The organism is Bacillus sp. z26 (assembly GCF_058313635.1).
In genome coordinates this window covers 452194-478190 of sequence record NZ_JBZFQM010000002.1, presented here as the reverse complement: position 1 = coordinate 478190, position 25997 = coordinate 452194, and the positions used below count along the sequence as shown (strand labels likewise).

The window sequence follows — 25997 nt, the reverse complement described above, 5'->3', positions numbered from 1 at the left end:
CATCATTCAATCCTTTTGTTACAATTATTGCAAAAGGTCTTGGAGGGCAAAATGAAGGTTGGGATAATTGGCGGTGGGTCGATTGGATTATTAATTGCTGCAAGATTAAGCAATGACCATCAAATTACGCTTTTTTCACATACCCAAAGACAAGCCAAAGAAATCAATGAAAAAGGTATTAGCCTGATTGCTGATGATTACGAGCATCACTATAATCATATTCATGCATTATGTATTGAAAAATCGGCACAATCTATTCGAAATCAAGATATTATTCTACTTACCGTAAAGCAGACAGCTATTAGGGAACTGATGCCTTTACTTGAAGAGAACGCATCGTGTCTGGTCTTTTTGCAAAATGGGATGAATCATTTTAATTTTTTACCTCGAATGCGGGTTTCCACTATCTACACCGGTATTATTGAACATGGTGCCATTCGTAAAAATGACCATACAGTTCACCATACCGGTAGTGGTATGATAAAAATTGGACTATTCAAAGGAATTGAGGTCAAAGGCATTAAAAATTTGGATATCAATGGCTTTCCTGTACAGGTGATTCCTGATATATGGCCCATTCATCTAGAAAAATTGATTATTAATTCAGTAATCAATCCTCTTACAGGTGTTCTTAGGGTTCGTAATGGAGAATTAATAGAAAATACATATTATGTTAAGATGATGGAATCTGTTTGCCGTGAGGTTTGTTATTCGCTTTTAATTCCACCGTCAGAGCATCGAGACTATTTTAAAAAAATATCCAAAATATGTGATCGTACAGCAAAAAATACATCTTCTATGCTAAGGGATCTTCAGTTAGGCAGAAAAACAGAAATAGACGCAATCCTGGGCTATTGCATTCGGGAAGCAAAGAAACATGACATCCCGTCACCTCAATGTCAATTGCTGTATACGATGGTATGTGGGATGGAAGAAAGCGGGGAGATTTGATTGGATAGCTTACTGGCAGGACTTATTGCTGCTTGTGTTATCATGCCGGTAATTGTGTATATGATCGTGTATATACTATCACGGAAGAAATTTAAAAATAATAAAAAAGCAGTGAGGCTTTCTGCAGATGCTACGACTCTTTTTCTGATAATGGCAGTTCATTATGCTGTCATTGCTCTTTTTGAACATTCATATCTATGGATCATCATGATTACCTTGATTTTATTAGCATCAATTGTCTTGTTTATGCATTATAAAGTAAGGGAAGAGGTTGATTTAAAAAGAGTTTTCACAAGCTTTTGGAGAGCCGCGTTTCTACTTTTCTCTATTGGCTATTTTTTATTGGCTGTCATTGGTATTACCGAGAGAATTTTTGCGGTTTTTATATAGGTGAAGCAATAGGTTTTTAAGGCATCAAAGGGAATGATATACTGTATATGAATTTGTTCAAAAGGAGACAACCTTGATGGAATACATAAAAATGAATCTTCCTGCTTTGAATAGTTTTGCATCAGACTATCTCAAAGGAGAAATAAATAAAGCTTTTACAGAGTATGATTGGAAAAATGAGAGCCATATACAGGATCGAGCGGATTGGCTGGAGGAACAGACTTATCCACGAATAGAAATGGCATCCTATATCCAATCATTCATGAGTAAATATGGAATGTCCGAGCGAGTTAAGGAAAACATCAATGCCTTGCGTGAGGATGCATTCGTTATTATCGGAGGTCAGCAAGCAGGTTTATTGACTGGTCCGCTGTATTCTATCCATAAGATTATTTCGATTATTAAACTGGCAAAGGAACAAAGTGAAAGATTAAATAAAACGGTCGTCCCTATTTTTTGGATTGCGGGTGAGGATCATGATTTTCCTGAGGTTAATCATGTATATGCTGAAGAAGGATCTGAATTAAAAAAAATCGTATATCCGGAAAAACCTTTATCGAAAAAAATGATATCTGATATTGTATTGGATACTGATGTAGCAAAAAAATGGCTAAATGATGTTTTTTCTTTATGGGGAGAAACGGATCGTACAAATAAATTGTTAGATTGGGCAGAAAAAACGATTGAGAAATCTGAAACGCTTACAGATTTTTTCGCCAGCCTTATAAACGATTTATTTAAAGATCAAGGCCTATTGTTGGTAGATTCAGGTGATGCAGATTTTAGAAAATTGGCTGGTCCTGTGTATCAGCAGATTGCTTATGAAACGGAGATTAGCAAAGCTGTAATCAAACAGCAAAATCTTTTGGAAGAAAACGGATATAGTCCTGTTATTGAACTGGATGAACGGTGTACGAATCTGTTTTATTACGAACCTTCCACCAGCAATCGATTGCTGCTCGAACGTGAAGAAGGGACGAGTGACTTAGTTGGAAAGGGAAGCGGCATTAAATTATCTCAACTAGAACTGGATCATTTGCTTTCAAAGCATCCCGAATATTTCAGTACAAATGTTGTTTCCCGTCCGCTTTTGCAGGAAAAACTCTTTCCCGTATTAGGTTTTATAGCCGGACCAAGCGAGATTGCGTATTGGAGTGAAATTAAGCCTGCGTTTGATATGGTTGGGGAAAAAATGCCTCCAATATGGCCGCGACTTTCCTTTACTCTATTAGAAAGAAATGTGGAAAGGTTATTGGAAGAACTTAATCTTTCTTTAGAAAAAACACTAAAAAGAGGTTGTTCAGAAGAGAAGGAAGTTTATCTGAATGAGTTACGAAAACAGGCTCCAGATACATATAGCAGTATAATAAAAAATTTAGAAACAGCCCATCTTGACTGGCAACATAAAGCGGTTGATTTCGATAAAGGATTGGAACCTCTATTCGAAAAAAACCGCCAGATAATTAAAGAACAGCTTCTTTTTATGCAGAAAAAAGTGGAGAGCCATCTAGAGAGAAAAAACGAAGAGACGATTGGAAAATACAATCGTGTCGAAAATAGGCTTCATCCGGCAGGCGGCCTTCAAGAAAGAATTCTTAATCCTTTCGACTTTTTCAATCAATACGGGACATCATGGGTGGAACAGCTTTTGGCAGAATCGCTCGAATTCGATGGATCGCATTATGTCGTATTTATATAGAGGATAGGTATAAAGGAAGGGAACAATCCGCTCGGTTTGACAATAAATATGAACTAAAAAAAGGAAGTAGTAGAGGAATCAGCACCTTAAAACACAGATATTAGTATTCAAAAAAACTGTCTTTAAAAGGCAGTTTTTTTATTATTGATTGCCTCTCTGGAAAACTTTATTATGTGCATCAAATGTTTTATCCGAATATAAAATTTTTTTATATAAATTGTGGTGAAAAGTGGGGGGATGTGGTACGCTAAATTGGAGAAGTGGGGTGAAGGACATGTTCATGGGTGAATACCATCATTCGATTGATTCGAAAGGACGCATTATCATACCATCTAAATTTAGAGATAGTTTAGGCGATATGTTTGTCATTACTCGCGGCCTTGATCAATGCTTGTTTGGATATCCGCTGGATGAATGGTCTCAACTTGAAGAAAAACTAAAAGGCCTTCCACTTACAAAGAAGGACGCAAGAGCATTTACCCGTTTCTTTTTTTCAGGCGCTACTGAATGCGAACTGGATAAACAGGGACGTGTGAACATCCCGGGACCACTTTTAAACTATGGGAAATTGGAAAAAGAATGCGTAGTTTTAGGAGTATCTAACCGGATAGAAATATGGAGTAAATCAATATGGGAAGAGTATTTCTCGGAATCCGAAGAATCTTTCTCAGAGATTGCTGAAAATATGATTGGTTTTGATATTTAATGCGCATACTTCCTTTCAGGAAGGTGAAGAAATGTTTAATCATACGACTGTACTATTAAAAGAAGCTGTGGATGGACTGAATATTAAACCTGACGGAATCTATGTAGATTGTACCCTTGGGGGCGCAGGACACAGTGAATTGATCGCTAAGTCTTTATCTGATCAAGGAAGACTAATATCGTTTGATCAGGATGAGACTGCATTAAAGCATGCGGAAAAGAAACTTGAGCCATACATGGACAAGGTAACATTATTAAATAGTAATTTTGTTTATTTGGACGAAAAACTTGCTGAAATTGGTGTTACAAAAATAGATGGAGTACTATACGATCTGGGTGTTTCGTCTCCGCAGTTTGATACCCCGGAAAGAGGATTCAGCTATAATCATGATGCACAACTTGACATGAGAATGGATCAATCATCTCCTTTAACAGCCTACGATGTAGTGAACAGCTGGAAATATGAAGAGTTGGTGAAGATTTTCTTCAAATATGGGGAAGAAAAGTTTTCCAAACAAATTGCTCGGAAAATTGAACAGGCCAGAGAGATTGGGCCTATTTGTACAACGTTTGATTTGGTAGATATTATCAAAGATGCGATCCCTGCTCCGGCAAGGCGAAAAGGCGGACATCCCGCAAAACGAATTTTCCAGGCTATACGTATAGCAGTGAATGATGAACTTAGAGTTTTTGAAGTGTCTTTAGAAAAAGTGATGCCAATGCTTAATAAAGGTGGCAGAATTTCTGTTATCACTTTCCATTCTTTGGAAGATCGCATATGCAAGAGCTTTTTTAAAGAGCACTCAGAATTACCGCCATTACCACACGGATTACCGGTAATACCAAAAGAATTTGAACCTGAATTAAAGCTGATTACGAGAAAGCCGATATTACCGAGCGAGGAAGAATTAGAAGCGAATAAAAGAGCACGCTCAGCTAAGTTAAGAGTAGCGGAAAAGATAAAATAAAAAAGTAAGATACCATTTGTGGGAGGGGATAGACTTGAGTAGTTTAGCAAGAAAACTTCAGGAAGAACAGCAACGTCATGCAGGAGCACAGACAAAGAAGGTAACGGTAAAAGGCGGCATAACGATTGGTGAGAAGGTTCTTTATTTAACGTTCTCTTTGTTTATCGCTTTCTTTGCGGTGAAAATAATCTCTGCACAGGCGAATATTTACTCAACCAATAGCGAAATTATCGCCCTCGAAAGCAAAATAGAGAACCAGGAAAAGACGAATAAAGACTATGCTGACCAAGTGAGCGAGTTAAGTACATATGACCGAATCTGGCAAAAAGCCAAAGAATTGGGATTAACACTAAAAGATAAAAATGTTAAGGTAGTGCAGGATTAATGAGTAATAAAAAAAGCCGTAATAAGGGAGCAGCACTTTTATTTCTAATATTTGGGCTGCTTTTTTGTGTAGTATTTTTCCGCTTTTTGTACATTCAGTATACAGGGGTTGCCGGGGGCCAGGAGCTCGCTGCAAAAGCGCAGGATAAATATGAAGTTACCCGCACATTATCAGCACAAAGAGGAACAATCGTTGATAAAAACGGGGAGGTCCTTGCTAGGGATACATCCACCTATAAACTGATAGCTCTGCTTAATTCTTCTATAACCGAAAATCCAGAAAAGCCAAAGCACGTGGTAGATAAAGAAGAAACAGCAAGGGTATTAGCTGAGCATATTGACATGGATGAAAGTGAAATATTAAAACGCCTGAAAAAAAAGGGGCTGTATCAAACTGAATTTGGTGCTGCCGGACGCGATTTAACCCACCAGCAGAAAAATGATATTGAAGAATTAAATTTACCTGGTATAACTTTTGTGAAAGATACCAAAAGGTTTTACCCTAATGGTATCTTTTCATCACATGTTATAGGCTTTGTTGAAAATGATGAAGAAACGGGGAAAACAACCGGGGCATTGGGGCTTGAAAAAGAATTGGATCAGTATTTACAGGAAAAAGATGGTTCAATTAAGTTCGAGGGCGATCTCTGGAGGAATATCCTTCCTAATAAAGAGACGGTAGTGAACGAGCCTTCGAATGGAGCATCTATTCAGTTAACACTGGATAAAAAGATCCAAATCTTCTTAGAGGATGCCATGTCAGAGGTCAATAAGAAATACAATCCAACTAAAATGATTGGGATTGTAGCGGATCCAAAGACTGGAAAGATACTGGCCATGTCACAACGGCCTACATTTGATTTGAACACTCGTGATGGTCTAACTGATACTTGGCAAAATCTGTCTATTGAAGAGTCGTTAGAGCCAGGATCTACGATGAAGATTTTTACGCTGGCGTCTGCAGTGGAAGAAGGCGTATTTAATCCTAATGAGAAATTTAAATCCGGCATCTATAAGATGGAAGGTTCAAAACCAATCAGAGATCATAATGGTGGAGCTGGTTGGGGTGAGATTACCTATCTTGAAGGAGTACAACGATCGTCCAATGTTGCTTTCGCTAAATTGGCTGATGAAAAGATTGGTTCGGACAAACTTTTAACATACTTTGAGAAATTTGGGTTTGGTAAAAAGACCGGTATTGATTTGCCAAGTGAAACAACCGGAAAGTTCGTTTATAAATATAAATCCGAAAAAATCACGACTGCGTTTGGGCAGGGATCAACTGTAACACCGATCCAAATGATTCAGGCAGCGACTGCCATCGCTAATGATGGTAAAATGATGAAGCCATATGTGGTAGAGAAGATTATGGATTCCAATACAAATAAAGTTTTAAAAGAAACAAAACCTACCGTTGCTGGAACTCCTGTTTCGAAAAAAACGGCGGCTGAGGTTCGTGATATATTGGAAACGGTCGTAACCTCCAAAAACGGAACGGGAAAGCCGTATAAATTAGATGGTTATGATGTTATCGGTAAAACGGGTACAGCACAAATTCGAAGTCAAAGCGGAGCCGGCTATGCTACCGGTCATGAAAATTATTTGTTTTCTTTCTTGGGTATGGCACCTAAAGATAATCCAGAGGTTGTCGTTTATGTTGCTATCCAACAGCCTCAGATCAAAGAAAGTGAATCAGGCTCTGCGCCGGTATCCCAAGTGTTTAACTCAGTGATGGAGAATACATTAAAGTACTTAAATATTAAGTCAGACGATACGAAGAAAAAATCTATCAGTGAAGTGCCTAAATTAACCGATACAAATGTAGAGGTATCTAAGTCACAGATTGATGAACTTGGTTTGACACCTATCGTAATAGGTAATGGTACCAGAGTATCTAAACAATCACCGAGTGCTGGAAGCAAAATGATACAAGGGGAGAAGGTTCTTCTTCTTACAGATGGGGATCTAACAGTCCCTGATTTTTCGGGATGGTCAATCAGAGATGTTATGAAGGCAGCTTCCTTGATGGATGTTGATTTGAATACTTCAGGATCTGGCTATGCAGTTACGCAAAAACCAAAAGCAGGCAAAAAATTAGAGAATGATGCTTTTCTGGTAGTCCAATTTGAAAATCCCAAAACGATATATGAAAAATCAAAAGAGAAATCTTCCGAAACAAAAGAAGAGGATGAAGTTTCTGACTAGAATGATTATTAACAGGCCTGACAGCTGCACTAAAGCTGTCAGGCCTGTTTTCTTTCCTTATTGCATAGACATAAAGTGAAGTGTACAAGCATACAGTGAAAAAGGAGTCATGCATTGGAGGAGAGAGGATGAGAGCATCAAATATTACTGTCCGAAGACGATTAATTGCAACACTGGTGATAGGGTTGCTGATATTTTTAGTCATTATTATCAGACTTGGATATGTTCAGTTTTATTTAGGTGATTTTCTGACTGGTTTAGCTAAAGATTCTTGGAGCAGAAATGTACCATTTGAACCTAAACGTGGAGAAATAAAGGACAGAAATGGAGTGGTGTATGCAACAAATAAATCTGCCCCTACTGTCTATGTAGTCCCTCGCCAAATAGGAAACGCAGCGGAGACTGCTAAACAGATTGCCACTGTATTAAATATGAGAACGGACAAAGCATTTAAACTAATAACCTCTAATACATCTATTGTCAAAATACCTGAAGGCAGAAAAATCAGCCATAGGAAAGCAAAACAAATCAGAGATTTAAACTTAAAAGGGGTGTATATTGCGGAGGATTCGATTCGTTATTATCCTAAAGGCTCTGCTCTGGCGCATGTTCTCGGATTTGCGGGTATTGATAATCAGGGATTAATGGGTCTTGAGTTAGCCTACGATGACGAACTGAAAGGACAAAAAGGATATGTAAAGTTTTATGCGGATGCCAAGGGCAAACGGATGGAGAATATGGCTGATGACTATAAGGCTCCGAAAAATGGCTATGATTTAAAATTAACGGTTGATAACCGAATACAAACCATTATCGATAGAGAACTTGAAATTGCTCAGGAAACCTATAATCCGGATGGGATCATTGCGATAGCTGTTAATCCAAATACAGGTGAAATAATGGGGATGTCAAGCAGACCTACATTTGATCCGAGTAACTTTAGAAATGTAGCTCCTGAGATTTATAATCGGAATCTGCCTGTTTGGAGTACCTATGAACCTGGATCTACGTTTAAGATTATTACGTTGGCGGCAGCACTCGAAGAAGGGAAAGTGGATCTGAAAAATGATCACTTTTTTGACCCGGGATATACAAAAGTGGGAGGTGCCAATTTAAGATGCTGGAAACGCGGGGGGCATGGGTCTGAAACGTTTCTCGAAGTTGTTCAAAATTCCTGTAACCCTGGATTTGTTGAGCTTGGTCAAAGACTGGGCAAAGAAAAATTATTTAATTATATTCACGATTTTGGATTCGGAGAGAAAACAGGTATTGACTTGCAGGGAGAGGGAAAGGGAATCTTATTTAATATAAAACGAGTTGGGCCCATTGAACAGGCAACAACTGCTTTTGGTCAGGGTGTATCGGTTACGCCAATTCAACAAGTGATGGCAGTGTCGGCTGCCATCAATGGAGGGACGCTTTATACCCCTTACATTGCCAAAGAAATTGTTAATCCCGCTACCGGGGAAACCATCATTAAAAAAACGCCAAAGGCAAAAAGAAACGTTATATCAAAAGAAACATCAAAGGAAATACGTGAGGCTCTGGAAACGGTCGTGGCACAGGGCTCAGGTAAAGGTGCCTTTGTCGATGGTTATCGAGTCGGAGGGAAGACCGGTACAGCACAAAAAGCTCAAAACGGGAGATATTTAGAAAATAATTTTATTGTCTCGTTTATTGGTTTTGCTCCTGCAGATGATCCGCAATTGGTTGTCTATCTGGCAATCGATAATCCTAAAGATACAGTCCAATTTGGGGGAGTTGTAGCGGCACCAATTGTAGGAAGAATCATGAAGGACAGTTTACCGGCCCTTGGTGTTAAACCGCGTAAAAATCAAGTAGAGAAAGAGAAAAACTACTTAGATCCAAGAATGGAAGAAGTTCCTGATTTGATTGGAATGACATTAAAGGATTTAGGTGAGCAATATTCTACGTTTAAAGTAGAAAAGTCGGGAAGCGGGAACCGAATTGTTCAACAATCACCGGCAGCGGGTGTTAAGTTAAAAGAAGGTTCTACGATACGAATTTATCTGAAAGAAGACTCTGCAGATGAATAATAGCGTCTGCAGAGAAAAATGGTGGCTGATATTCTTTCATTCAGCTGCCTCTTCGTTCTTTAAAAACGATGAAAGCGGTTATTCGTTTCACCTGACGGAAGATTATATACTTTATTATTTCTAAACGTCTTGAATTACGATACAATAATGAAGATTGCTTTAAAAAAGAAAGGAACAGTTTTATGAAACTCGATGAATTAATCTCAAGAATACCGTTTAAACAGAAACAGGGAGAGGGGAACCCTCTTATTTCATCCGTTGAGAATGACCACCGCAGAGTAAAAGAAGGCAGTTTGTTTATCTGTATTAAGGGATATACTGTCGATGGTCATAATCTTGCAGAAGAGGCGGTTAGAAATGGAGCGGTTGCTATTATTTCGGAGAAGCCGCTATCTCTAAATGTCCCCGTAGTAATTGTTAAAAGTACCCAAAAAGTAATGGCATTATTAGCCGATTTCTTTTATGGACATCCAACTCAAAAGCTTAATCTGATTGGAGTTACCGGTACTAATGGAAAAACAACAATTAGTCATCTGGTTGAAAAAATATTTCAAGATGCAAACTATACAACAGGTTTAATCGGAACCATGTATACCAAAATTGGATCTGAGAAATACGAAACCAAAAATACAACACCTGATAGTCTGACATTACAAAAAACATTTGCAGATATGGTAAAAAATCATGTACATACTGCAGTTATGGAAGTGTCATCACATGCACTCGATATGGGGCGTGTATTTGGTTGTGATTACGATATTGCTGTTTTTTCAAACTTAACCCAGGATCATCTTGATTACCATGGAACGATGGAAAACTATCGCTATGCGAAGAGTTTATTATTTTCCCGTTTAGGAAATACCTATCTCGATAATCAACCGAAATATGCCATATTAAATGCAGATGATTCGGCATCCATTATGTTTGAAAAAGTAACTCCTGCCAGTGTAGTCACATATGGCATTATCCAAAAAGCAGATGTAAGGGCTACTGATATTGTCATCACAGCGGAAGGAACAAAATTTACTTTGACAACGCCAGATTACAGCTGTCCGGTAACAATCCCGATGATTGGCAAATTCAATGTATATAACTGTCTGGCTGCTATTGCTGTTGGGCTTGTTTCAGGGCTTCCAATTCAACAAATCCTATCATCATTACAGGAAATCAAGGGAGTTACAGGCCGATTTGAGCCGGTTTATGGCGGACAGGAATTTACTGTGTTAGTCGACTATGCCCATACACCGGATAGCTTGGAAAATGTTCTGAAGACTATAAATGAGTTTGCTGCTAAAAAAGTGTATACCATTGTTGGATGCGGCGGTGACCGAGATCGTACCAAACGTCCTATTATGGCAAGGGTTGCATGTGAATATAGTTCAAACCCAATCTTTACTTCCGATAATCCAAGAAGTGAGGATGCTTTATCTATTCTTGCTGATATGGAAAATGGAGTGGCCGGTTATGATTATAAGGTAATTGCAGACCGTAAGGAAGCGATCTTTGATGCTGTTTCCAAAGCAGAACCTGGCGATGTTGTCTTGATTGCCGGCAAAGGACATGAAAATTATCAAATCATAGGTAAGGAAGTCCTACATTTTGATGATAAAGAAGTAGCACTTGAAGCCATTGAACAAAAATTACAATTGAACCAAAAAGAAGAAAGGGAGTAGAATCATGCTGGAGCAAGTTTTATTTTTTACAATACTCGTGTCATTCTTAATAACGGTTCTTCTCTCTCCTATTTTTATTCCGTTTTTGAGACGCTTGAAATTTGGCCAAAGTATTAGAGAAGAAGGACCAAAATCACATCAGAAAAAAACAGGTACCCCTACTATGGGTGGCGTTGTATTCTTATTATCCATTCTTGTTACAACCCTTGTGATGACAGGGAAATATGCAGAACCAAGCACTGAAACTTATTTGCTGTTATTCGTAACCATTGGGTTTGGATTGCTCGGCTTTCTGGATGATTTTATTAAAATTGCCATGAAGAGAAATCTTGGATTAACATCCAGGCAAAAATTACTGGGACAAATTGTTATATCCTGTATCTTTTATTTCATTATGAGACAAAGCAATTTATCTACTGAGATTAGCATCCCTTTGACTGATTTCAGCATCGATTTTGGCTGGTTTTACATTTTTATTATTATATTTTGGTTAGTCGGGTTTTCGAATGCTGTCAACTTAACGGATGGCTTGGATGGTTTGGTTTCAGGGGCATCTGCTATTGCATTTGGGGCATTTGCTGTTTTAGCCTGGAATTTAAAAGAATACGATATTGCCTTATTTTGTGTAGCTGTTGTCGGGGCAGTATTGGGATTCCTTGTTTTTAATGCACACCCTGCTAAGGTATTTATGGGGGATACAGGCTCACTTGCCTTAGGCGGAGCGATAGCTACAGTAGCCATCTTACTGAAATTAGAATTACTTCTCGTGATTATTGGCGGTATCTTTGTAATTGAAACTTTATCCGTTATTATTCAGGTAGCTTCTTTTAAAACAACAGGCAAACGTATATTTAAGATGAGTCCACTGCATCACCATTATGAATTGAGCGGTTGGTCAGAATGGCGTGTAGTTGTAACGTTTTGGACGGTTGGATTACTTTTCGCTATATTAGGAATCTACTTAGAGGTGTGGTTATAATATGAAGCAAATCAACGATTATCTAAGAAAAAAAGTGCTTGTCCTAGGGTTGGCGAAGAGCGGTGTGAGTGCAGCCTCTCTTTTGCATAAATTAGGTGCATTTGTGACGGTAAATGATTTTAAGCCGTTGAATGAAAACCCTGAGGCGCAAGGATTACTTGAAGAAGGCATTAAAGTGGTTTGCGGGAGCCATCCAATTGAATTACTGGATGAAGGGTTCGAATTAATTGTAAAGAACCCTGGAATTCCTTATACAAACCCGATGATACAGGAAGCTTTAAAGAAGAATATTGACATTATTACAGAAGTTGAGCTTGCCTATCGCATTTCTGAAGCGCCATTTATCGGTATTACCGGAACGAATGGTAAAACGACGACGACCACGTTGATCTATGAAATGCTAGAGCGCGGTGGAAAAAAACCTCTTATCGCTGGAAACATAGGAACTGTGGCAAGCGGGGTTGCCCAGGAAGCAAGAGAAGATAATGTAATTGTGATTGAATTATCCTCCTTCCAATTGATGGGGATCCAAACGTTCAGGCCGCATATTGCTGTCTATTTAAACCTTTTTGATGCCCATTTGGATTATCATGGCACAAAAGACGAATATGCTTTTGCAAAAGCGCAGATAACGAGAAATCAAAAGGACACAGATTTTTTGATTTATAATGCAAGCCAGGAAGCCACAAAAAAAGCGGCTGAACATTCAAATGCCGCCTCTATTCCATTCAATACGGAAATTGCTGATGAAACAGGTTGCTACACGAAAGACGGATTTATTTGGTTCAGGGATGAAAAAATAATAGCCCTTGATGAGGTTGTATTACCTGGGAAACATAATCTTGAAAATGTTTTGGCTGCTGTTGCAGCAGTCAAACTATATGGTGTATCCAATGAAGCGATTCAATATGTCTTAAAAACGTTCAGAGGCGTTGCGCATCGTATGCAATATGTTGCTGAAATAGATGGACGGAAATTTTATAATGATTCAAAAGCAACAAATATTTTAGCTGCATCAGCTGCTATATCTTCGTTTAAAAGTCCGTTAATCCTGTTAGCGGGTGGCTTGGACCGTGGGAATGATTTTGATGAATTAATTCCTCTTCTAGGTCATGCTAAGGCGATGATTGTGTTTGGAGAAACTGCTGAAAAATTAATAAAAACGGCACAGAAAGCAGGGATATCTCTAATCAAACATGTCGATAATGTAGCTATAGCCGCCAATGAAGCGTATAAGCTGTCAGAAAGTGGCGATACTATTTTACTTTCGCCGGCATGTGCTAGTTGGGATCAATATAAAAATTTTGAAGCCCGTGGGGACATGTTTATGGATGCCGTGCATAAGTTAAAATAGGGAGCTTGTTCAAGAGTCAGTATTTCTCATGAAAGGTACTGCTTGAAAGCAATAGAGACGATTTTGAAGTCGTCTCTTTTTGTTAGGATTCTTTCAACAAAGAAATACTTCCCTAATTTAAAACGAAGAGGTGCATGGAAGTGCCTGCAAAAAAATCCACTCCTGACTTAATTTTAATCATAGCAATGCTTTCTTTACTTACAATTGGATTGATTATGGTATACAGTGCCAGCGCGATATGGGCTACATATAAATTTGGAGACACCTTCTTCTTTGCGAAAAGACAATTATTATTTGCGGGTGTAGGGATTGTAGCTATGTTTGTCATTATGAATATCGATTATTGGAACTGGAGAAGGTGGGCAAAACCTTTAGTTATTATTTGTTTTGTTTTATTGATTGTCGTTCTGATTCCGGGGGTAGGAACGCTTAGGAACGGTTCGCGGAGCTGGATTGGCGTCGGCGCTTTTTCCGTACAGCCGTCTGAATTTATGAAACTGGCGATGATAGTCTTTCTAGCAAAATTTTTATCCGAAAGGCAAAAGTACATAACAACACTTAAAAAGGGTTTAGGACCTTCTTTGGGCCTGGTTTTCTTAGCCTTTGGATTAATTATGATGCAGCCTGATCTTGGGACAGGAACAGTAATGGTAGGAACTAGTATTGCAATGATTTTTATCGCTGGTGCTCGGATAAGCCATTTCATTGGCCTTGGTATGCTCGGGGTTGCAGGCTTTGTTGGACTAATTGTATCAGCACCTTACCGTATGAAGAGAATCACATCTTTTCTTGACCCATGGCAGGATCCTCTGGGAAGTGGATTTCAAATTATTCAGTCTCTTTATGCCATTGGACCCGGTGGGTTGTTTGGCCTGGGGCTTGGCCAAAGCAGACAGAAGTTCTTTTATTTACCGGAGCCGCAAACAGATTTTATTTTTGCTATTCTCTCAGAAGAGCTGGGTTTTATAGGGGGTTCTTTAGTCATACTGCTTTTTGCTCTTCTGTTGTGGAGAGGTATCAGGATTGCGCTTGGTGCACCTGATTTATTCGGAGCTTTTCTGTCAGTTGGAATTATTGTTATGATCGCCGTACAAGTGATGATCAATATTGGGGTTGTAACAGGTCTTATGCCAGTTACAGGCATTACTTTACCTTTTTTAAGCTATGGGGGATCTTCCTTAACTTTGATGTTAATGGCGGTAGGTGTATTGCTCAATATTAGCAGGTATTCTAATTATTAAAGTGACATGAAGCTAATTCATTAAGCTTCTTTTTTTTACAGGTCATTATTATTTAAGTATAATTGTATTTTTAGCAATATATATAACGAAGAACCTATGTAATCCTGGTTTAGAGTGTAGTAGAATATGGGTAAACCATATAGTTAGTGACAATGTAAGTGAAAGGTGAATCGATCATGAAAATTGTTTTAAGTGGTGGTGGTACAGGTGGACATATCTATCCTGCACTTGCCATGGCAAGAGAAATTAAAAAATTAAATCCAGAGGCATCCTTTTTATATATAGGTACAGAAAAAGGATTAGAAAAAGATCTTGTCAGTCGTGAAGGACTTGACTTTAAAGCGATTGAGATTACAGGTTTTAAACGATCTTTAAGCTTCGAAAATGTAAAAACAATTTGGCGTTTCTTAAAAGGTGTTTCGAACAGCAAGAAAATTTTAAAAGAGTTTAAACCAAACGTCGTAATAGGGACGGGGGGATATGTGTGTGGACCGGTCGTTTATGCGGCATCTAAAATGAAGATACCAACGATTATTCACGAGCAAAACAGCGTCCCAGGTTTAACAAATAAATTTTTGAGTCGATATGTTACTAAGGTAGCCATCAGCTTTGAAGAGGCATCGCAGTATTTTCCAAAAGAAAAAGTTATTCTAACGGGAAATCCGCGTGGTTCAGAAGTTGTTTCACATATTGGATCAAATGCAATCCAGCAACTTGGGATTAAAAAAGGCATGCAGTCTGTCCTGATATTCGGAGGAAGCCGGGGAGCAAGAGCCATCAATGAAGCTGTCTTAAAAAATATTGAAGTATTAAAAGATAAACCATATCAAATTATTTATATAACTGGTGAAATCCATTACCAATCTGTAAAAGAGGAACTTGATTTAGTAGGTACACCGGATAATGTCATTGTTAAACCGTTTATACACAATATGCCGGAGATTCTCCCTTCTATTGATTTAGTTGTATCGAGAGCGGGAGCGACAACATTAGCGGAATTAACTGCATTAGGTGTAGCCAGCATCCTTATACCAAGTCCATATGTAACAAATAATCATCAGGAAAAGAATGCGCAGGCCTTAGTAGCAAATGGAGCGGCGTTGATGATAAAAGAAAGTGAATTAAATGGTAGCTCTTTAATAAAAGCAATGGATGAAATCATGCTAGATCAAACCAAAATCGAATCTATGAAAAAGGCAGCGAAGAAAATGGGAATACCTGATTCTGCCAACCGTTTGTTGCAAATCATTAAGAAACTGCAATAAGTATAAAGAAACAGAGCGAAATGGATAGGAATGAGTAAGAAAGAATAGAAGATGCTCAGGAAAACCATGCCGTCATAGGTCGTAAAAGATTGGCATGGCTTTCGTTTGACAACCTAGATTGTAATCTTATTTATTTCTTTATAACCACTATCTGTTCAACTATTTTTACTCTGTTTTATTGGATAGATCAGAAGCGTCAAACATCATTCTCTCTTGAAAAAACAGAAAAAAGCAGGAGAATATATGTTATAATTTTCTCATAATTGATACCTGTATCGATTATCATTTTTAGAGTAAATAGGTTAATATCAATACTTGAACATAGAATCTTCAACCATTCGATATAAATTCCGGTAAATCCATTATAGTATGGGAGTAAATTAAGGTTTATGTATTTAATCCACCTGAAGGTATGCAGATTCTTAGTTGTGTTAAAAAGAGGTGTTTGGATTGGATAAGAATTTGGTATCTCTTGAAGATCGGATTCCGAAATTGAAACAAATGAGGAAAAAGAAAGCAAACAGGCGTTTAATTGGGCTTTTAGCTATTTTCTTTTTACTTATATTCAGCATTATCTATTTGCAATCTCCCTTAAGCCGAATTCAATCAATCCGTGTGGAGGGCAATAGATATTTGACAGATAAAGAAATCATTAAACAGAGCAGTTTGAAAATTGATGATAATATTTGGGAGATTAAAGGTGACGAAATTGAAAGAATAATAAAGAGACATCCCGAGATAAAGAGTGTCACCTTGCAAAAAAAGTTTCCTAACAACATAAAAATAAAAATTAATGAGTACAAATACACGGCGTATGTACAAAAAGGAAAAGAATATTATCCGGTTTTATCAAACGGGAACATTTTGAACAAAAAGCTGAATCATATTCCTGATTCCGGTCCGTTACTAGTAGCATTCAAAGAAGGAAAACCTTTGGCAGTTATCATTGAGCAACTTGAGGAAATGCCAGAGGACGTGATGAATTCAATATCAGAGATTCATCATAATCCCTCTAAGACAGATAAAACGAAAGTGACTCTTTATATGAATGATGGGTATGAAGTGACTGCAAGCGGAGAAACCTTGGCTGATAAGCTGGTGCATTATGCTGCTATTGTGAGTCAATTGGAGGAAGGAAGCAAAGGGATTATAGATCTTGAAGTTGGTTCTTATTTCCGTTCTTATAAGACGGACTTAAAAAACAAGGAATAATGTTGAGCCAGAAAAATGAAATACCCACTGTAAGTGTGAAAGCCTATCTGTTTTAAATAACCTTTCAAATATTAGTAAGTTCCTAAAATAAAACTATATTAAGCGAATACTATATTATTTTAGAAACTTATTTTTTTGATAATAAAACAGATTTGAAAGAGTAGAAGTGAGAAAATTCATTTTTTATATGCTTCAAGCAATAAATTTGACTTTTCTAGGCGTCCATATTGGTGTAGACTTGTAATTATCAAGGTAATATGGAATAACAAAATGTTTTTCTGGAATATTGCTGAATGCTTAAAAAACAGACATTCATTTAATAACCCTGATGTTTTTAGATAAAATGACAGGATAAATAGGTGTTTTGGCGAATAGTTGTTTTGTAGGGTTTAAAAGTGTCAATCATAAGATAGATAGCTATTAAAGGAGGTGCCAAAGGGTGCACAACAATGAAATATATGTTAGCCTTGACATCGGTACATCCACTGTGAAAGTGATAATAGGAGAAATGGAGAATGACTCCTTAAACATAATCGGTGTGGGTAATGCAGCATCTGAAGGCTTGAGAAAAGGACAGATTGTTGATATAGATGAAACTGTTAAATCCATTCGAAAAGCTGTTGAACAAGCTGAAAGAATGGTAGGTATGGAGATTCGTAAAGTGATTGTGGGGATAAGCGCCAATCATATCATGCTTCAGCCTTGTCATGGTGTAGTCGCTGTATCAAATGACAATCGTGAGATTACGGAAGAAGATAAAATCCGCGTGAGGGAACAGGCTGAATTAGTCACAATCCCTTCTGACCGAGAAATTATTGATGTTATTCCGGTTCATTACAAGGTTGATGAAATAGATGAAATCAGTGATCCAAAGGGTATGACTGGAGTCCGTCTGGAAATGAGAGGCGTCTTGATTACAGGACTTAGAACCATCTTACATAATACTCTTCGTGCTGTTGAACACGCAGGACTTGAAATAACAGATATTGCTTTGCAGCCAATGGCAGCTGGTTCACTTGTATTATCTAAAGATGAGCGGAATCTAGGGATTGCGCTTGTAGATATAGGCGGCGGCTCCACATCTGTTGCTGTATTTGAAGATGGAGAGCTGAAAGGCGCAACAGTTATCCCGCTTGGTGGAAATGTCATTACGAAAGATCTCAGTATTGTCCTGAAAACACCGACTGATGTATCTGAGCAAATTAAAATCAGGCATGGTCATGCATTTATAGATGATGATGCGGAAGAAGAAACTTTTAAAATTCCGGTCATTGGCAGTGAAAAACAACAAACCTGCAATCAATTTATTGTTTCTGATATTATGGAAGATAGATTAACAGAGATTTTTGAACTAGTAGAAGAAGAAATAGCTAAAATGGGTATAAATGATTTACTTGGAGGCTATGTTCTCACTGGTGGAGTAGTGAAAACCCCTGGTATACTAGATTTAGCACAAAACATCCTGCAAAATCGTGTTCGTGGAGCAGAACCAAATTACATAGGTGTCAGAGAACCGCAGTATACAACATCTGTTGGTCTTATCACATATGCATGTAATAAAGCCAGATCTCAAGGAATGACACTAGGATCGCATACTGTTGCTGCTGCTAAAGAACCAACAGAAAAGCGTCCGGCTCAGAAATCGGCTCCAAAAGAAAAAGCACCAAAAGACCCGGAAGATAAAATGAGTACAAAAATGAAAAAATTCTTCGGAGTATTTTTCGAATAGGGGAAACACTTTACCGAAAATAATAGGAGGACTTTCCATGCTAGAATTTGATACAAATATTGATTCGTTAGCAACGATAAAAGTAATCGGAGTTGGGGGCGGGGGAAATAACGCCGTAAACCGAATGATTGAACATGGATTACAAGGGGTAGAATTTATCGCGGTTAATACTGATGCCCAAGCTTTAAACCTGTCAAAAGCTGAAATAAAAATGCAAATAGGCGGTAAACTGACGCGCGGACTTGGAGCTGGTGCCAATCCTGAAGTTGGTAAAAAAGCTGCGGAAGAAAGTAAAGAGCAAATAGAGCAAGCTCTTCAAGGCGCAGATATGGTGTTTGTTACGGCAGGTATGGGCGGTGGTACCGGAACAGGTGCTGCACCTGTAGTTGCTCAAATTGCACGTGAATTGGGCGCACTGACTGTTGGTGTTGTCACAAGACCATTTACATTTGAAGGCCGTAAGCGTTCCACACAGGCGCAGGGTGGAATTGCATCCATGAAAGAATCAGTTGATACTTTAATCGTCATTCCAAATGATCGATTATTGGAAATTGTAGACAAGAGTACACCGATGCTTGAAGCGTTCCGTGAAGCTGACAATGTACTGCGACAAGGTGTACAAGGTATATCTGATTTAATCGCTGTACCGGGATTAATTAACCTTGACTTTGCCGATGTTAAAACAATTATGTCCAATAAAGGATCTGCCTTAATGGGAATTGGTGTTGCTTCCGGTGAAAGCCGTGCTGCAGAAGCGGCTAAAAAAGCAATTTCAAGTCCACTGCTTGAAACATCAATCGATGGTGCTCAAGGGGTATTAATGAACATTACCGGAGGAACGAATTTAAGTCTATTTGAAGTCCAGGAAGCAGCTGACATTGTTGCTTCAGCTTCTGACCAAGAAGTTAACATGATCTTTGGTTCTGTTATTAACGAGAATTTGAAAGACGAAATCGTAGTAACTGTGATTGCGACTGGCTTCAATGAAGTGGAACAACAGCGTCCAGCAACACCCCGACCGAACTTTGGCCAAACGACGCGTACTGCTCCGCAAAGTAATCCGGTTAAGCGTGAAATACCAAAACGCGAAGAATCCTATACTGCAGAACCAAGCAGAAATAATCAAACGAGCAGCAATTCCGATGACACTCTTGATATTCCAACTTTCTTAAGAAATCGGAATCGCCGCAGATAATAATATTCATAGAGGAAGATGATGAGTTGCAGTACATGGCTCATTATCTTCCTCTTTTATTTGGATAATAACTGCCTTAGCTATCTTTCTACCCCCCTCTTGCAAATAAGATTAGTACGTTTCTTCGTGATATCATCCAACCATCATCCGTGTTTCTGCCTTAACATTTAAGTGCTAACAAAGTGTACAGGGGAAATGGAAGGATGTGAATATCTATATCATTTCCCGATTCCTACATAGCTTAATAGTCGAAATACTCTTCAATGTGCCGTTGTTTTTTGTGCATCAAAAAAAGGATTGGACAGCACATAGAAAACCTTCTCGCGTGTTTTAAAATGCAGTTAACTATCGACAAATATTGATGAAAATATAAATAAAAAACGTTATCACCCATTACAGGAAGCGACAACCTTTTGGAGACTATCAGGTTATAATTTTTCATATGTTCTATTAAAAAAAAGCATGAGGAAAACAGTATGACAATTTATATTGATGCCATTTGGTTTCTCAATTGGATCTTTGATACTTGTTTATTGGTATGGACTGCTGTTTTATTAAAAAATCGAATAAATTGGATCAGAATTGTATGTGGAGGTTTGATTGGATCATTGGTAGTTTGGCTATATATCACCCCTTATTCCTATTTAGCTGACCAAGTTTGGCTCAAAAGTATGATTTCTATTCTGATGATTTTAACAGCATTTGGTTTTAAAAGTATTCGGGCATTCATAAAAAAAATAATAACTTTATACGGTGTAACTTTTACTTGCGGTGGGGTTCTGCTGGGCGGCCACTATTTTTTTAGTTTTAAAGTGACCGAATATTTCAACGGATTCACAAGTGGTTCTGGAAGTTTCGGGGATCCGGTCAGCTGGATTTTTGTCATGATTGGCTTTCCATTGGCATGGCACTTTTCAAAAAAGCATATTAACATTTTAGAACTTGCTAAATGGAATAAGGAGCAGCGAGTCACGATGATGGTAGAAATCAATGGAGTTTCATTCGAATCTGAAGGTCTTGTTGATACTGGAAACCAATTACTCGATCCATTATCCGGCTCTCCTGTAGCGATTATTTCACTTCATGGAAGGGATGGGTTATTGCCGACCTCTGTTTCCAAATTAATTGAGAATGGGATACAGAATATGAACAGCGATTTTACGGGTTTCCCTGATGGGTGGCAGGAAAAAATGAGAATTATCCCATGCAAAGTTGTAGGAAATGAAAGTCAATTGTTAATTGCGTTTAAACCGGATGTTCTATCGATTAAATTCGGTAATGATATTCACATTATTCAAAAATGTCTAATTTCTTTTACAAAGCAACAATTATCAGGTGAAGAGCTTTTCGATTCCATCGTTCACCCGAAAATGCTAGCGGCCGTTGATTCAATATCTGATTCATAAGGTATTAACCACTATACTCATACCAGAAAGAAAATAGACATTGGGGATTAGGAAAGGGGTTAAGCAATTGAGAAATTTCCGCTTTAGATTATCGTATTATTGGACAAAAGTATTGGTTAAATTAAGGCTCAAATCCGATGAAGTATACTATATCGGTGGCAGCGAAGCTCTTCCTCCGCCACTCAGTAAGGAAGAGGAAGAAATATTGATTCATAAACTGCCAAAAGGAGATGAAACGGCTAGATCCATGCTTATTGAAAGAAATCTTCGATTAGTGGTATACATAGCCCGCAAGTTTGAGAATACAGGGATAAATATCGAAGATTTAATTAGTATTGGCACAATTGGGCTGATTAAAGCAGTGAATACATTTAATCCCGAAAAGAAAATAAAGCTGGCTACATATGCGTCAAGATGTATAGAAAATGAAATTTTGATGTACTTGCGAAGAAATAGTAAAACACGTTCGGAAGTCTCTTTTGATGAACCGTTAAATATTGACTGGGACGGTAATGAATTACTTTTATCAGATGTACTTGGGACTGATGATGATATCATTACGAAAAATTTAGAGACAAGTATAGATAAAAAGCTTTTGGCTAAGGCATTGGAACAATTAAATGATCGGGAAAAGCAAATTATGGAACTGAGATTTGGTCTTGTTGGAGGAGAAGAAAAGACGCAAAAAGATGTTGCTGATCTACTGGGGATCTCCCAGTCCTATATATCCCGCCTTGAAAAACGGATTATTAAAAGACTTAGAAAAGAATTTAATAAAATGGTTTGATAAATTGCAGAAAAATTTTTTATCCGATTAACCTATATGATTCAGGTATTTCAGTATAAACACTATGCAGAAATAATTTTTATATGCATATAATTTCCTCCCGCGGAGATACTTTACTTTGTACAGCAGCTCCTGCTAGGAGGGAATGGATTGACACGAAACAAAGTAGAGATATGTGGTGTGGATACATCAAAATTACCTGTATTAAAAAATGATGAAATGCGGGAATTATTCAAACAGTTGCAATCAGGAGAATCATCATCAGCAAGGGAGAAGTTAGTTAACGGAAATCTTCGACTTGTCCTGAGTGTCATTCAGCGCTTTAATAACAGGGGAGAGTATGTTGATGACCTCTTCCAGGTTGGATGCATCGGTTTAATGAAATCGATTGACAACTTTGACTTAAGCCAAAATGTAAAATTTTCTACGTATGCTGTACCGATGATCATAGGGGAAATTCGCCGTTATTTACGGGATAATAATCCAATTAGGGTTTCCAGGTCGTTAAGGGATATTGCATACAAGGCGTTGCAGGTCAGAGAAAGGCTGATGAGTGAAACATCAAGAGAACCGACATCAGAAGAAATTGCTAAAGCACTTGATGTTACTTATGAAGAAGTAGTGTTTGCACTTGATGCAATCCAGGACCCAGTGTCATTATTTGAACCTATCTATAACGATGGAGGCGATCCGATTTTTGTAATGGATCAACTTAGTGATGAAAAGAGCAAAGATAGCACATGGATTAATGAGATTGCGTTAAAAGACGGCATGCGCAGGTTAAATGAACGTGAGAAAATGATTCTCCGGAAACGTTTCTTCCAAGGGAAAACGCAAATGGAAGTTGCTGAGGAAATAGGAATTTCACAAGCGCAGGTATCCCGTTTGGAAAAAGCGGCTATTCGCCAAATGAATAAAAATATCTAGCTGCTGGTTAATGTTAATGGACTTATAATCAAATATGTTATGTTTATAAGCTATCCTCGTGTGAGGATAGCTTTTATTTATGTATATGTTATATCTTTTACGATTTGTAATCCATTTAGGTTATTCCCGGTAAGACAATTAAACTGGGATAAATCTAAAAATAAAGGTCGATCAAACATTAAGGGTTTAAGTGAAAGAGTAACGGTATGGAGCAGTTCTTTATTAAAATTTTCGTTCATATAATGCCAGTAACAAAAAAATCCCAGGTGGGGGTAGAAGCGAATGATAAAAATATCTGAATTGCAAATTAAAGAGATCGTAAATACTTTTGATGGCAAACGTTTAGGAAATGTTGAAGATATTGAGATCGATCTTAGAACGGGTAGAATAGAAAGCATAATCGTAGCCAATAGTAAGATGCTTTCATTTATGAATAAAGATGAAGACATTGTCATTCCATGGAATAAAATTAAAATGATTGGTGAAGATATTGTTCTTGTGGAACATAAGGGTAATGGAAGTTTCAATGAATAGGAGAAAATTGAGTCTATTTATGATAAAATGAAAGAAAAATCGGGGGTATTAATTTGGAACCATTTGTACAAACTTCCGAATCATTTTTGTCGATAAAAGATTGGAATAATCGGCACCCAAATTTATTGGCCGGTTTTACTGCAAAAAGTGGCGGTGTCAGCGAGTTTCCGTTTCATTCGATGAATACAGCTTTTCATGTCTATGATATGGATAAAAAAGTAATAGAAAATAGGCGTATATTAGCTGAGCAAATCCATTTTCCTGTGGAAACTTGGATTGGAGCCGAACAAACACATGAAACTACAATTAGGAAATTAGAAAAAAGACATGCTGGGCTTGGGTCTATGGATTACGATACAGCATTAAAAGCAACGGATGGTTTGTACACAAAAGAGAGCGGATTGTTGCTGACCCTTTGCTTTGCTGATTGTGTACCCGTGTATCTTATTGCGCCAAGCCATCATTTGATTGGGATTGTGCATGCAGGCTGGAAAGGGACAGTTGCTGGAATAAGTTCATCCATGATCCGTATTTGGGAGCAAGCTGAAGGTGTACAACCTAAAGAGATTTATGCAGCAATTGGTCCATCTATTTGTCAGAACTGTTATACGGTCGACAAAAAAGTCATTGACTTATTGGAGGTTATACTAGAAGAACAGACAAAAACCGCTTATAATCAAATTACGGAGAATCAATATCAGCTTGATTTAAAGCTGGCAAATGCACTAATTCTTCAGAAAGCCGGTGTTTTACCAGAGAATATTATAACAACTGATTTTTGTACAAGTTGTGATGATTCTTACTTTTTCTCTCACCGACGTGATGAGGGGAAAACTGGTCGAATGATGGGGTTGATCGGCTGGAAGGAGGAGTAAAAAAGGTGGAAGTTTCGAAAAACCTGCATATAATCCAGGAGAAAATAGACAAAGCTGCAAAACGTGTAGGTCGTAATCCAAAAGATATTCAGATTATTGCCGTTACAAAATATGTTTCATTAGAACGCACTAAAGAAGCCTTTGAAGCTGGTATTACAAACTTTGGCGAAAATCGTACAGAGGGATTAATCGCTAAACAAGAGGGTATAAAAGAACGACCAGTATGGCACTTTATCGGTTCGCTTCAAACAAAAAAGGTGAAAACAATCATTGATCGTGTAGACGTTCTTCATTCTCTGGATCGCTTGTCATTGGCAATAGAAATAGAGAAGAGGGCTACTCGCCAGATTGATTGTTTTGTTCAGGTAAATGTAAGCGGAGAAGATACAAAACACGGAATACAGCCTCAGGATGCAATCGAGTTTGTACAACAACTTGCTGAGTTTAACAAAATTAAAGTAATGGGACTTATGACGATGGCTCCTTTAACAGATGATGAAGAAGAGATACGTATGTGTTTCCGTAAATTAAAAGATTTGCAAGTGTTGATACAAAAGATGATGCTGCAAAATGCCCCGTGCACAGAACTTTCAATGGGAATGTCCAATGATTATGAAATTGCCATTGAAGAAGGCGCAACCATGGTTAGAATTGGAACAGCCTTGGTAGGGAATGAATAAAAGAGAGGTGTAAATGATGTCAATCGTATCGAAGATGAAAAATTTCTTTGCGCTCGAAGATGATGAATATGAGTATGAAGAGCAATATGTGGAGGAAGAAACGACTCCGGCAAAAGTAAATAAACATACGCAGCAGCAACAGAAACAACAAAATATAGTGAGTCTTCAAAGCATACAGAAATCTTCCAAGTTAGTGTTGCTGGAACCGAGAGCTTATGCAGATGCTCAGGAGATTGCCGATCATTTGAAAAATCGCCGTGGTGTAGTCGTGAATCTTCAAAGAATCTCACCTGACCAGGCTAGAAGAATCGTTGATTTTTTAAGTGGAACAGTTTATGCAATCGGTGGAGATATCCAGCGTATTGGATCCAATATATTCTTATGTACTCCTGAAAATGTTGATGTTTCAGGTTCTATTTCTGGATATGCCCAAGAAGATGAGCTTGAGGATATAAGGTGGTAAGCAAATAATGGATATATTTTTTTTGATACTCTATAAAGCAGTAGACATATATTCCTGGGCCTTGATTATATACATATTAATGTCATGGTTTCCAAATGCCAAGGATACAGGAATTGGGATGTTTCTGGCACGCATATGTGAGCCATTTTTAGAACCGTTCAGGAGAATCATCCCTCCGCTTGGCATGATTGATCTATCTCCTCTGGTAGCGATTCTTGTATTAAATATGGCTAGAGTAGGAATCAGTGCGTTGGCAGCAATTTTTTAAAAGTAATAATCAGCTCCCTTTTAAAAACAGGGAGCTGATTATTTTTAGCT

24 protein-coding genes are annotated in these 25997 nt (G+C 37.9%); all 24 read left to right on the top strand.

Annotated features, from left to right (window positions below; all coding sequences use genetic code 11):
- Positions 1 to 51: 51 nt before the first annotated feature.
- The 24 genes from AC4G3K_RS07515 (at position 52) to AC4G3K_RS07400 (ending at position 25947) form a co-directional block, all read left to right on the top strand.
- Positions 52 to 951, top strand: a complete 900-nt coding sequence (locus tag AC4G3K_RS07515) for a ketopantoate reductase family protein (protein WP_491132933.1) — start codon at positions 52 to 54, stop codon at positions 949 to 951.
- Positions 952 to 1341 carry a DUF3397 domain-containing protein gene (locus AC4G3K_RS07510; RefSeq protein ID WP_491076798.1) on the top strand — a complete coding sequence of 130 codons (390 nt, stop codon included), beginning with the start codon at positions 952 to 954 and terminating at the stop codon, positions 1339 to 1341. It begins immediately after the preceding gene.
- A gap of 76 nt (positions 1342 to 1417) precedes the next feature.
- Entirely contained in the window at positions 1418 to 3040 is a 1623-nt protein-coding gene (bshC, locus tag AC4G3K_RS07505; RefSeq protein ID WP_491132932.1) for a bacillithiol biosynthesis cysteine-adding enzyme BshC, read from the top strand.
- Positions 3041 to 3314: 274 nt separating this feature from the next.
- A complete protein-coding gene (gene mraZ / locus AC4G3K_RS07500; RefSeq protein ID WP_491076800.1) occupies positions 3315 to 3746 on the top strand; it encodes a division/cell wall cluster transcriptional repressor MraZ in 432 nt (143 codons plus the stop codon).
- Positions 3747 to 3777: 31 nt separating this feature from the next.
- The gene (gene rsmH / locus AC4G3K_RS07495; protein ID WP_491076801.1) at positions 3778 to 4713 is read left to right on the top strand and encodes a 16S rRNA (cytosine(1402)-N(4))-methyltransferase RsmH; all 936 of its coding nucleotides are present in this window, start codon (positions 3778 to 3780) and stop codon (positions 4711 to 4713) included.
- Positions 4714 to 4747: 34 nt separating this feature from the next.
- A complete protein-coding gene (gene ftsL, locus AC4G3K_RS07490; RefSeq protein WP_491076802.1) occupies positions 4748 to 5098 on the top strand; it encodes a cell division protein FtsL in 351 nt (116 codons plus the stop codon).
- Complete coding sequence (locus tag AC4G3K_RS07485) at positions 5098 to 7302, top strand: penicillin-binding protein (RefSeq protein ID WP_491076803.1); 2205 nt, start codon at positions 5098 to 5100, stop codon at positions 7300 to 7302. The genes ftsL and AC4G3K_RS07485 overlap by 1 nt, the downstream gene beginning before the upstream one ends.
- 128 nt (positions 7303 to 7430) lie before the next feature.
- Positions 7431 to 9359, top strand: coding sequence for a stage V sporulation protein D (locus AC4G3K_RS07480; RefSeq protein WP_491132931.1), 1929 nt, complete (start codon positions 7431 to 7433; stop codon positions 9357 to 9359).
- A 182-nt stretch (positions 9360 to 9541) separates the two neighbouring features.
- Positions 9542 to 11032 carry a UDP-N-acetylmuramoyl-L-alanyl-D-glutamate--2,6-diaminopimelate ligase gene (locus AC4G3K_RS07475; protein WP_491076805.1) on the top strand — a complete coding sequence of 497 codons (1491 nt, stop codon included), beginning with the start codon at positions 9542 to 9544 and terminating at the stop codon, positions 11030 to 11032.
- A 4-nt stretch (positions 11033 to 11036) separates the two neighbouring features.
- Positions 11037 to 12011 (top strand): phospho-N-acetylmuramoyl-pentapeptide-transferase, encoded by a 975-nt coding sequence (gene mraY / locus AC4G3K_RS07470; RefSeq protein WP_491076806.1) that lies wholly within the window; start codon positions 11037 to 11039, stop codon positions 12009 to 12011.
- 1 nt (position 12012) lies between these two features.
- Positions 12013 to 13365, top strand: a complete 1353-nt coding sequence (gene murD / locus AC4G3K_RS07465; protein WP_491132930.1) for a UDP-N-acetylmuramoyl-L-alanine--D-glutamate ligase — start codon at positions 12013 to 12015, stop codon at positions 13363 to 13365.
- 140 nt (positions 13366 to 13505) lie between these two features.
- Positions 13506 to 14606 carry a stage V sporulation protein E gene (gene spoVE, locus AC4G3K_RS07460; RefSeq protein ID WP_491132929.1) on the top strand — a complete coding sequence of 367 codons (1101 nt, stop codon included), beginning with the start codon at positions 13506 to 13508 and terminating at the stop codon, positions 14604 to 14606.
- Between the two features lie 176 nt (positions 14607 to 14782).
- The gene (gene murG, locus AC4G3K_RS07455) at positions 14783 to 15871 is read left to right on the top strand and encodes an undecaprenyldiphospho-muramoylpentapeptide beta-N-acetylglucosaminyltransferase (protein WP_491076809.1); all 1089 of its coding nucleotides are present in this window, start codon (positions 14783 to 14785) and stop codon (positions 15869 to 15871) included.
- Between the two features lie 450 nt (positions 15872 to 16321).
- On the top strand, positions 16322 to 17083 hold the full coding sequence (locus tag AC4G3K_RS07450; RefSeq protein ID WP_491132927.1) for a cell division protein FtsQ/DivIB: 762 nt from the start codon (positions 16322 to 16324) through the stop codon (positions 17081 to 17083).
- A gap of 439 nt (positions 17084 to 17522) precedes the next feature.
- Positions 17523 to 18812: a cell division protein FtsA gene (gene ftsA, locus AC4G3K_RS07445; RefSeq protein WP_491076811.1), complete on the top strand. Its 1290-nt coding sequence runs from the start codon at positions 17523 to 17525 to the stop codon at positions 18810 to 18812.
- Between the two features lie 37 nt (positions 18813 to 18849).
- Positions 18850 to 20007, top strand: a complete 1158-nt coding sequence (gene ftsZ / locus AC4G3K_RS07440) for a cell division protein FtsZ (protein ID WP_491076812.1) — start codon at positions 18850 to 18852, stop codon at positions 20005 to 20007.
- A 476-nt stretch (positions 20008 to 20483) separates the two neighbouring features.
- Entirely contained in the window at positions 20484 to 21413 is a 930-nt protein-coding gene (gene spoIIGA / locus AC4G3K_RS07435; protein ID WP_491076813.1) for a sigma-E processing peptidase SpoIIGA, read from the top strand.
- A 67-nt stretch (positions 21414 to 21480) separates the two neighbouring features.
- The gene (gene sigE, locus AC4G3K_RS07430; RefSeq protein ID WP_491076814.1) at positions 21481 to 22200 is read left to right on the top strand and encodes an RNA polymerase sporulation sigma factor SigE; all 720 of its coding nucleotides are present in this window, start codon (positions 21481 to 21483) and stop codon (positions 22198 to 22200) included.
- A 150-nt stretch (positions 22201 to 22350) separates the two neighbouring features.
- On the top strand, positions 22351 to 23127 hold the full coding sequence (gene sigG, locus AC4G3K_RS07425; protein ID WP_491076815.1) for an RNA polymerase sporulation sigma factor SigG: 777 nt from the start codon (positions 22351 to 22353) through the stop codon (positions 23125 to 23127).
- 282 nt (positions 23128 to 23409) lie between these two features.
- Positions 23410 to 23661: a YlmC/YmxH family sporulation protein gene (locus tag AC4G3K_RS07420; protein WP_491076816.1), complete on the top strand. Its 252-nt coding sequence runs from the start codon at positions 23410 to 23412 to the stop codon at positions 23659 to 23661.
- A 53-nt stretch (positions 23662 to 23714) separates the two neighbouring features.
- A complete protein-coding gene (pgeF, locus tag AC4G3K_RS07415; protein WP_491076817.1) occupies positions 23715 to 24536 on the top strand; it encodes a peptidoglycan editing factor PgeF in 822 nt (273 codons plus the stop codon).
- Positions 24537 to 24541: 5 nt separating this feature from the next.
- Positions 24542 to 25216, top strand: a complete 675-nt coding sequence (locus tag AC4G3K_RS07410; RefSeq protein ID WP_491076818.1) for a YggS family pyridoxal phosphate-dependent enzyme — start codon at positions 24542 to 24544, stop codon at positions 25214 to 25216.
- Positions 25217 to 25232: 16 nt separating this feature from the next.
- Positions 25233 to 25679, top strand: coding sequence for a cell division protein SepF (locus AC4G3K_RS07405; protein WP_491076819.1), 447 nt, complete (start codon positions 25233 to 25235; stop codon positions 25677 to 25679).
- A gap of 7 nt (positions 25680 to 25686) precedes the next feature.
- Positions 25687 to 25947, top strand: coding sequence for a YggT family protein (locus AC4G3K_RS07400; protein ID WP_491076820.1), 261 nt, complete (start codon positions 25687 to 25689; stop codon positions 25945 to 25947).
- The last annotated feature ends 50 nt before the right edge of the window (positions 25948 to 25997 follow it).

Bases quoted from the DNA above. Each gene is read 5' to 3' on its own strand.
- AC4G3K_RS07405 (WP_491076819.1), top strand. From the start codon at position 25,233: ATGTCAATCGTATCGAAGATGAAAAATTTCTTTGCGCTCGAAGATGAT.
- mraZ (WP_491076800.1), top strand. From the start codon at position 3,315: ATGTTCATGGGTGAATACCATCATTCGATTGATTCGAAAGGACGCATT.
- AC4G3K_RS07480 (WP_491132931.1), top strand. From the start codon at position 7,431: ATGAGAGCATCAAATATTACTGTCCGAAGACGATTAATTGCAACACTG.
- AC4G3K_RS07515 (WP_491132933.1), top strand. From the start codon at position 52: ATGAAGGTTGGGATAATTGGCGGTGGGTCGATTGGATTATTAATTGCT.
- AC4G3K_RS07485 (WP_491076803.1), top strand. From the start codon at position 5,098: ATGAGTAATAAAAAAAGCCGTAATAAGGGAGCAGCACTTTTATTTCTA.
- murG (WP_491076809.1), top strand. From the start codon at position 14,783: ATGAAAATTGTTTTAAGTGGTGGTGGTACAGGTGGACATATCTATCCT.
- mraY (WP_491076806.1), top strand. From the start codon at position 11,037: ATGCTGGAGCAAGTTTTATTTTTTACAATACTCGTGTCATTCTTAATA.
- AC4G3K_RS07400 (WP_491076820.1), top strand. From the start codon at position 25,687: ATGGATATATTTTTTTTGATACTCTATAAAGCAGTAGACATATATTCC.
- spoIIGA (WP_491076813.1), top strand. From the start codon at position 20,484: ATGACAATTTATATTGATGCCATTTGGTTTCTCAATTGGATCTTTGAT.
- AC4G3K_RS07475 (WP_491076805.1), top strand. From the start codon at position 9,542: ATGAAACTCGATGAATTAATCTCAAGAATACCGTTTAAACAGAAACAG.
- bshC (WP_491132932.1), top strand. From the start codon at position 1,418: ATGGAATACATAAAAATGAATCTTCCTGCTTTGAATAGTTTTGCATCA.
- ftsZ (WP_491076812.1), top strand. From the start codon at position 18,850: ATGCTAGAATTTGATACAAATATTGATTCGTTAGCAACGATAAAAGTA.
- AC4G3K_RS07420 (WP_491076816.1), top strand. From the start codon at position 23,410: ATGATAAAAATATCTGAATTGCAAATTAAAGAGATCGTAAATACTTTT.
- rsmH (WP_491076801.1), top strand. From the start codon at position 3,778: ATGTTTAATCATACGACTGTACTATTAAAAGAAGCTGTGGATGGACTG.
- murD (WP_491132930.1), top strand. From the start codon at position 12,013: ATGAAGCAAATCAACGATTATCTAAGAAAAAAAGTGCTTGTCCTAGGG.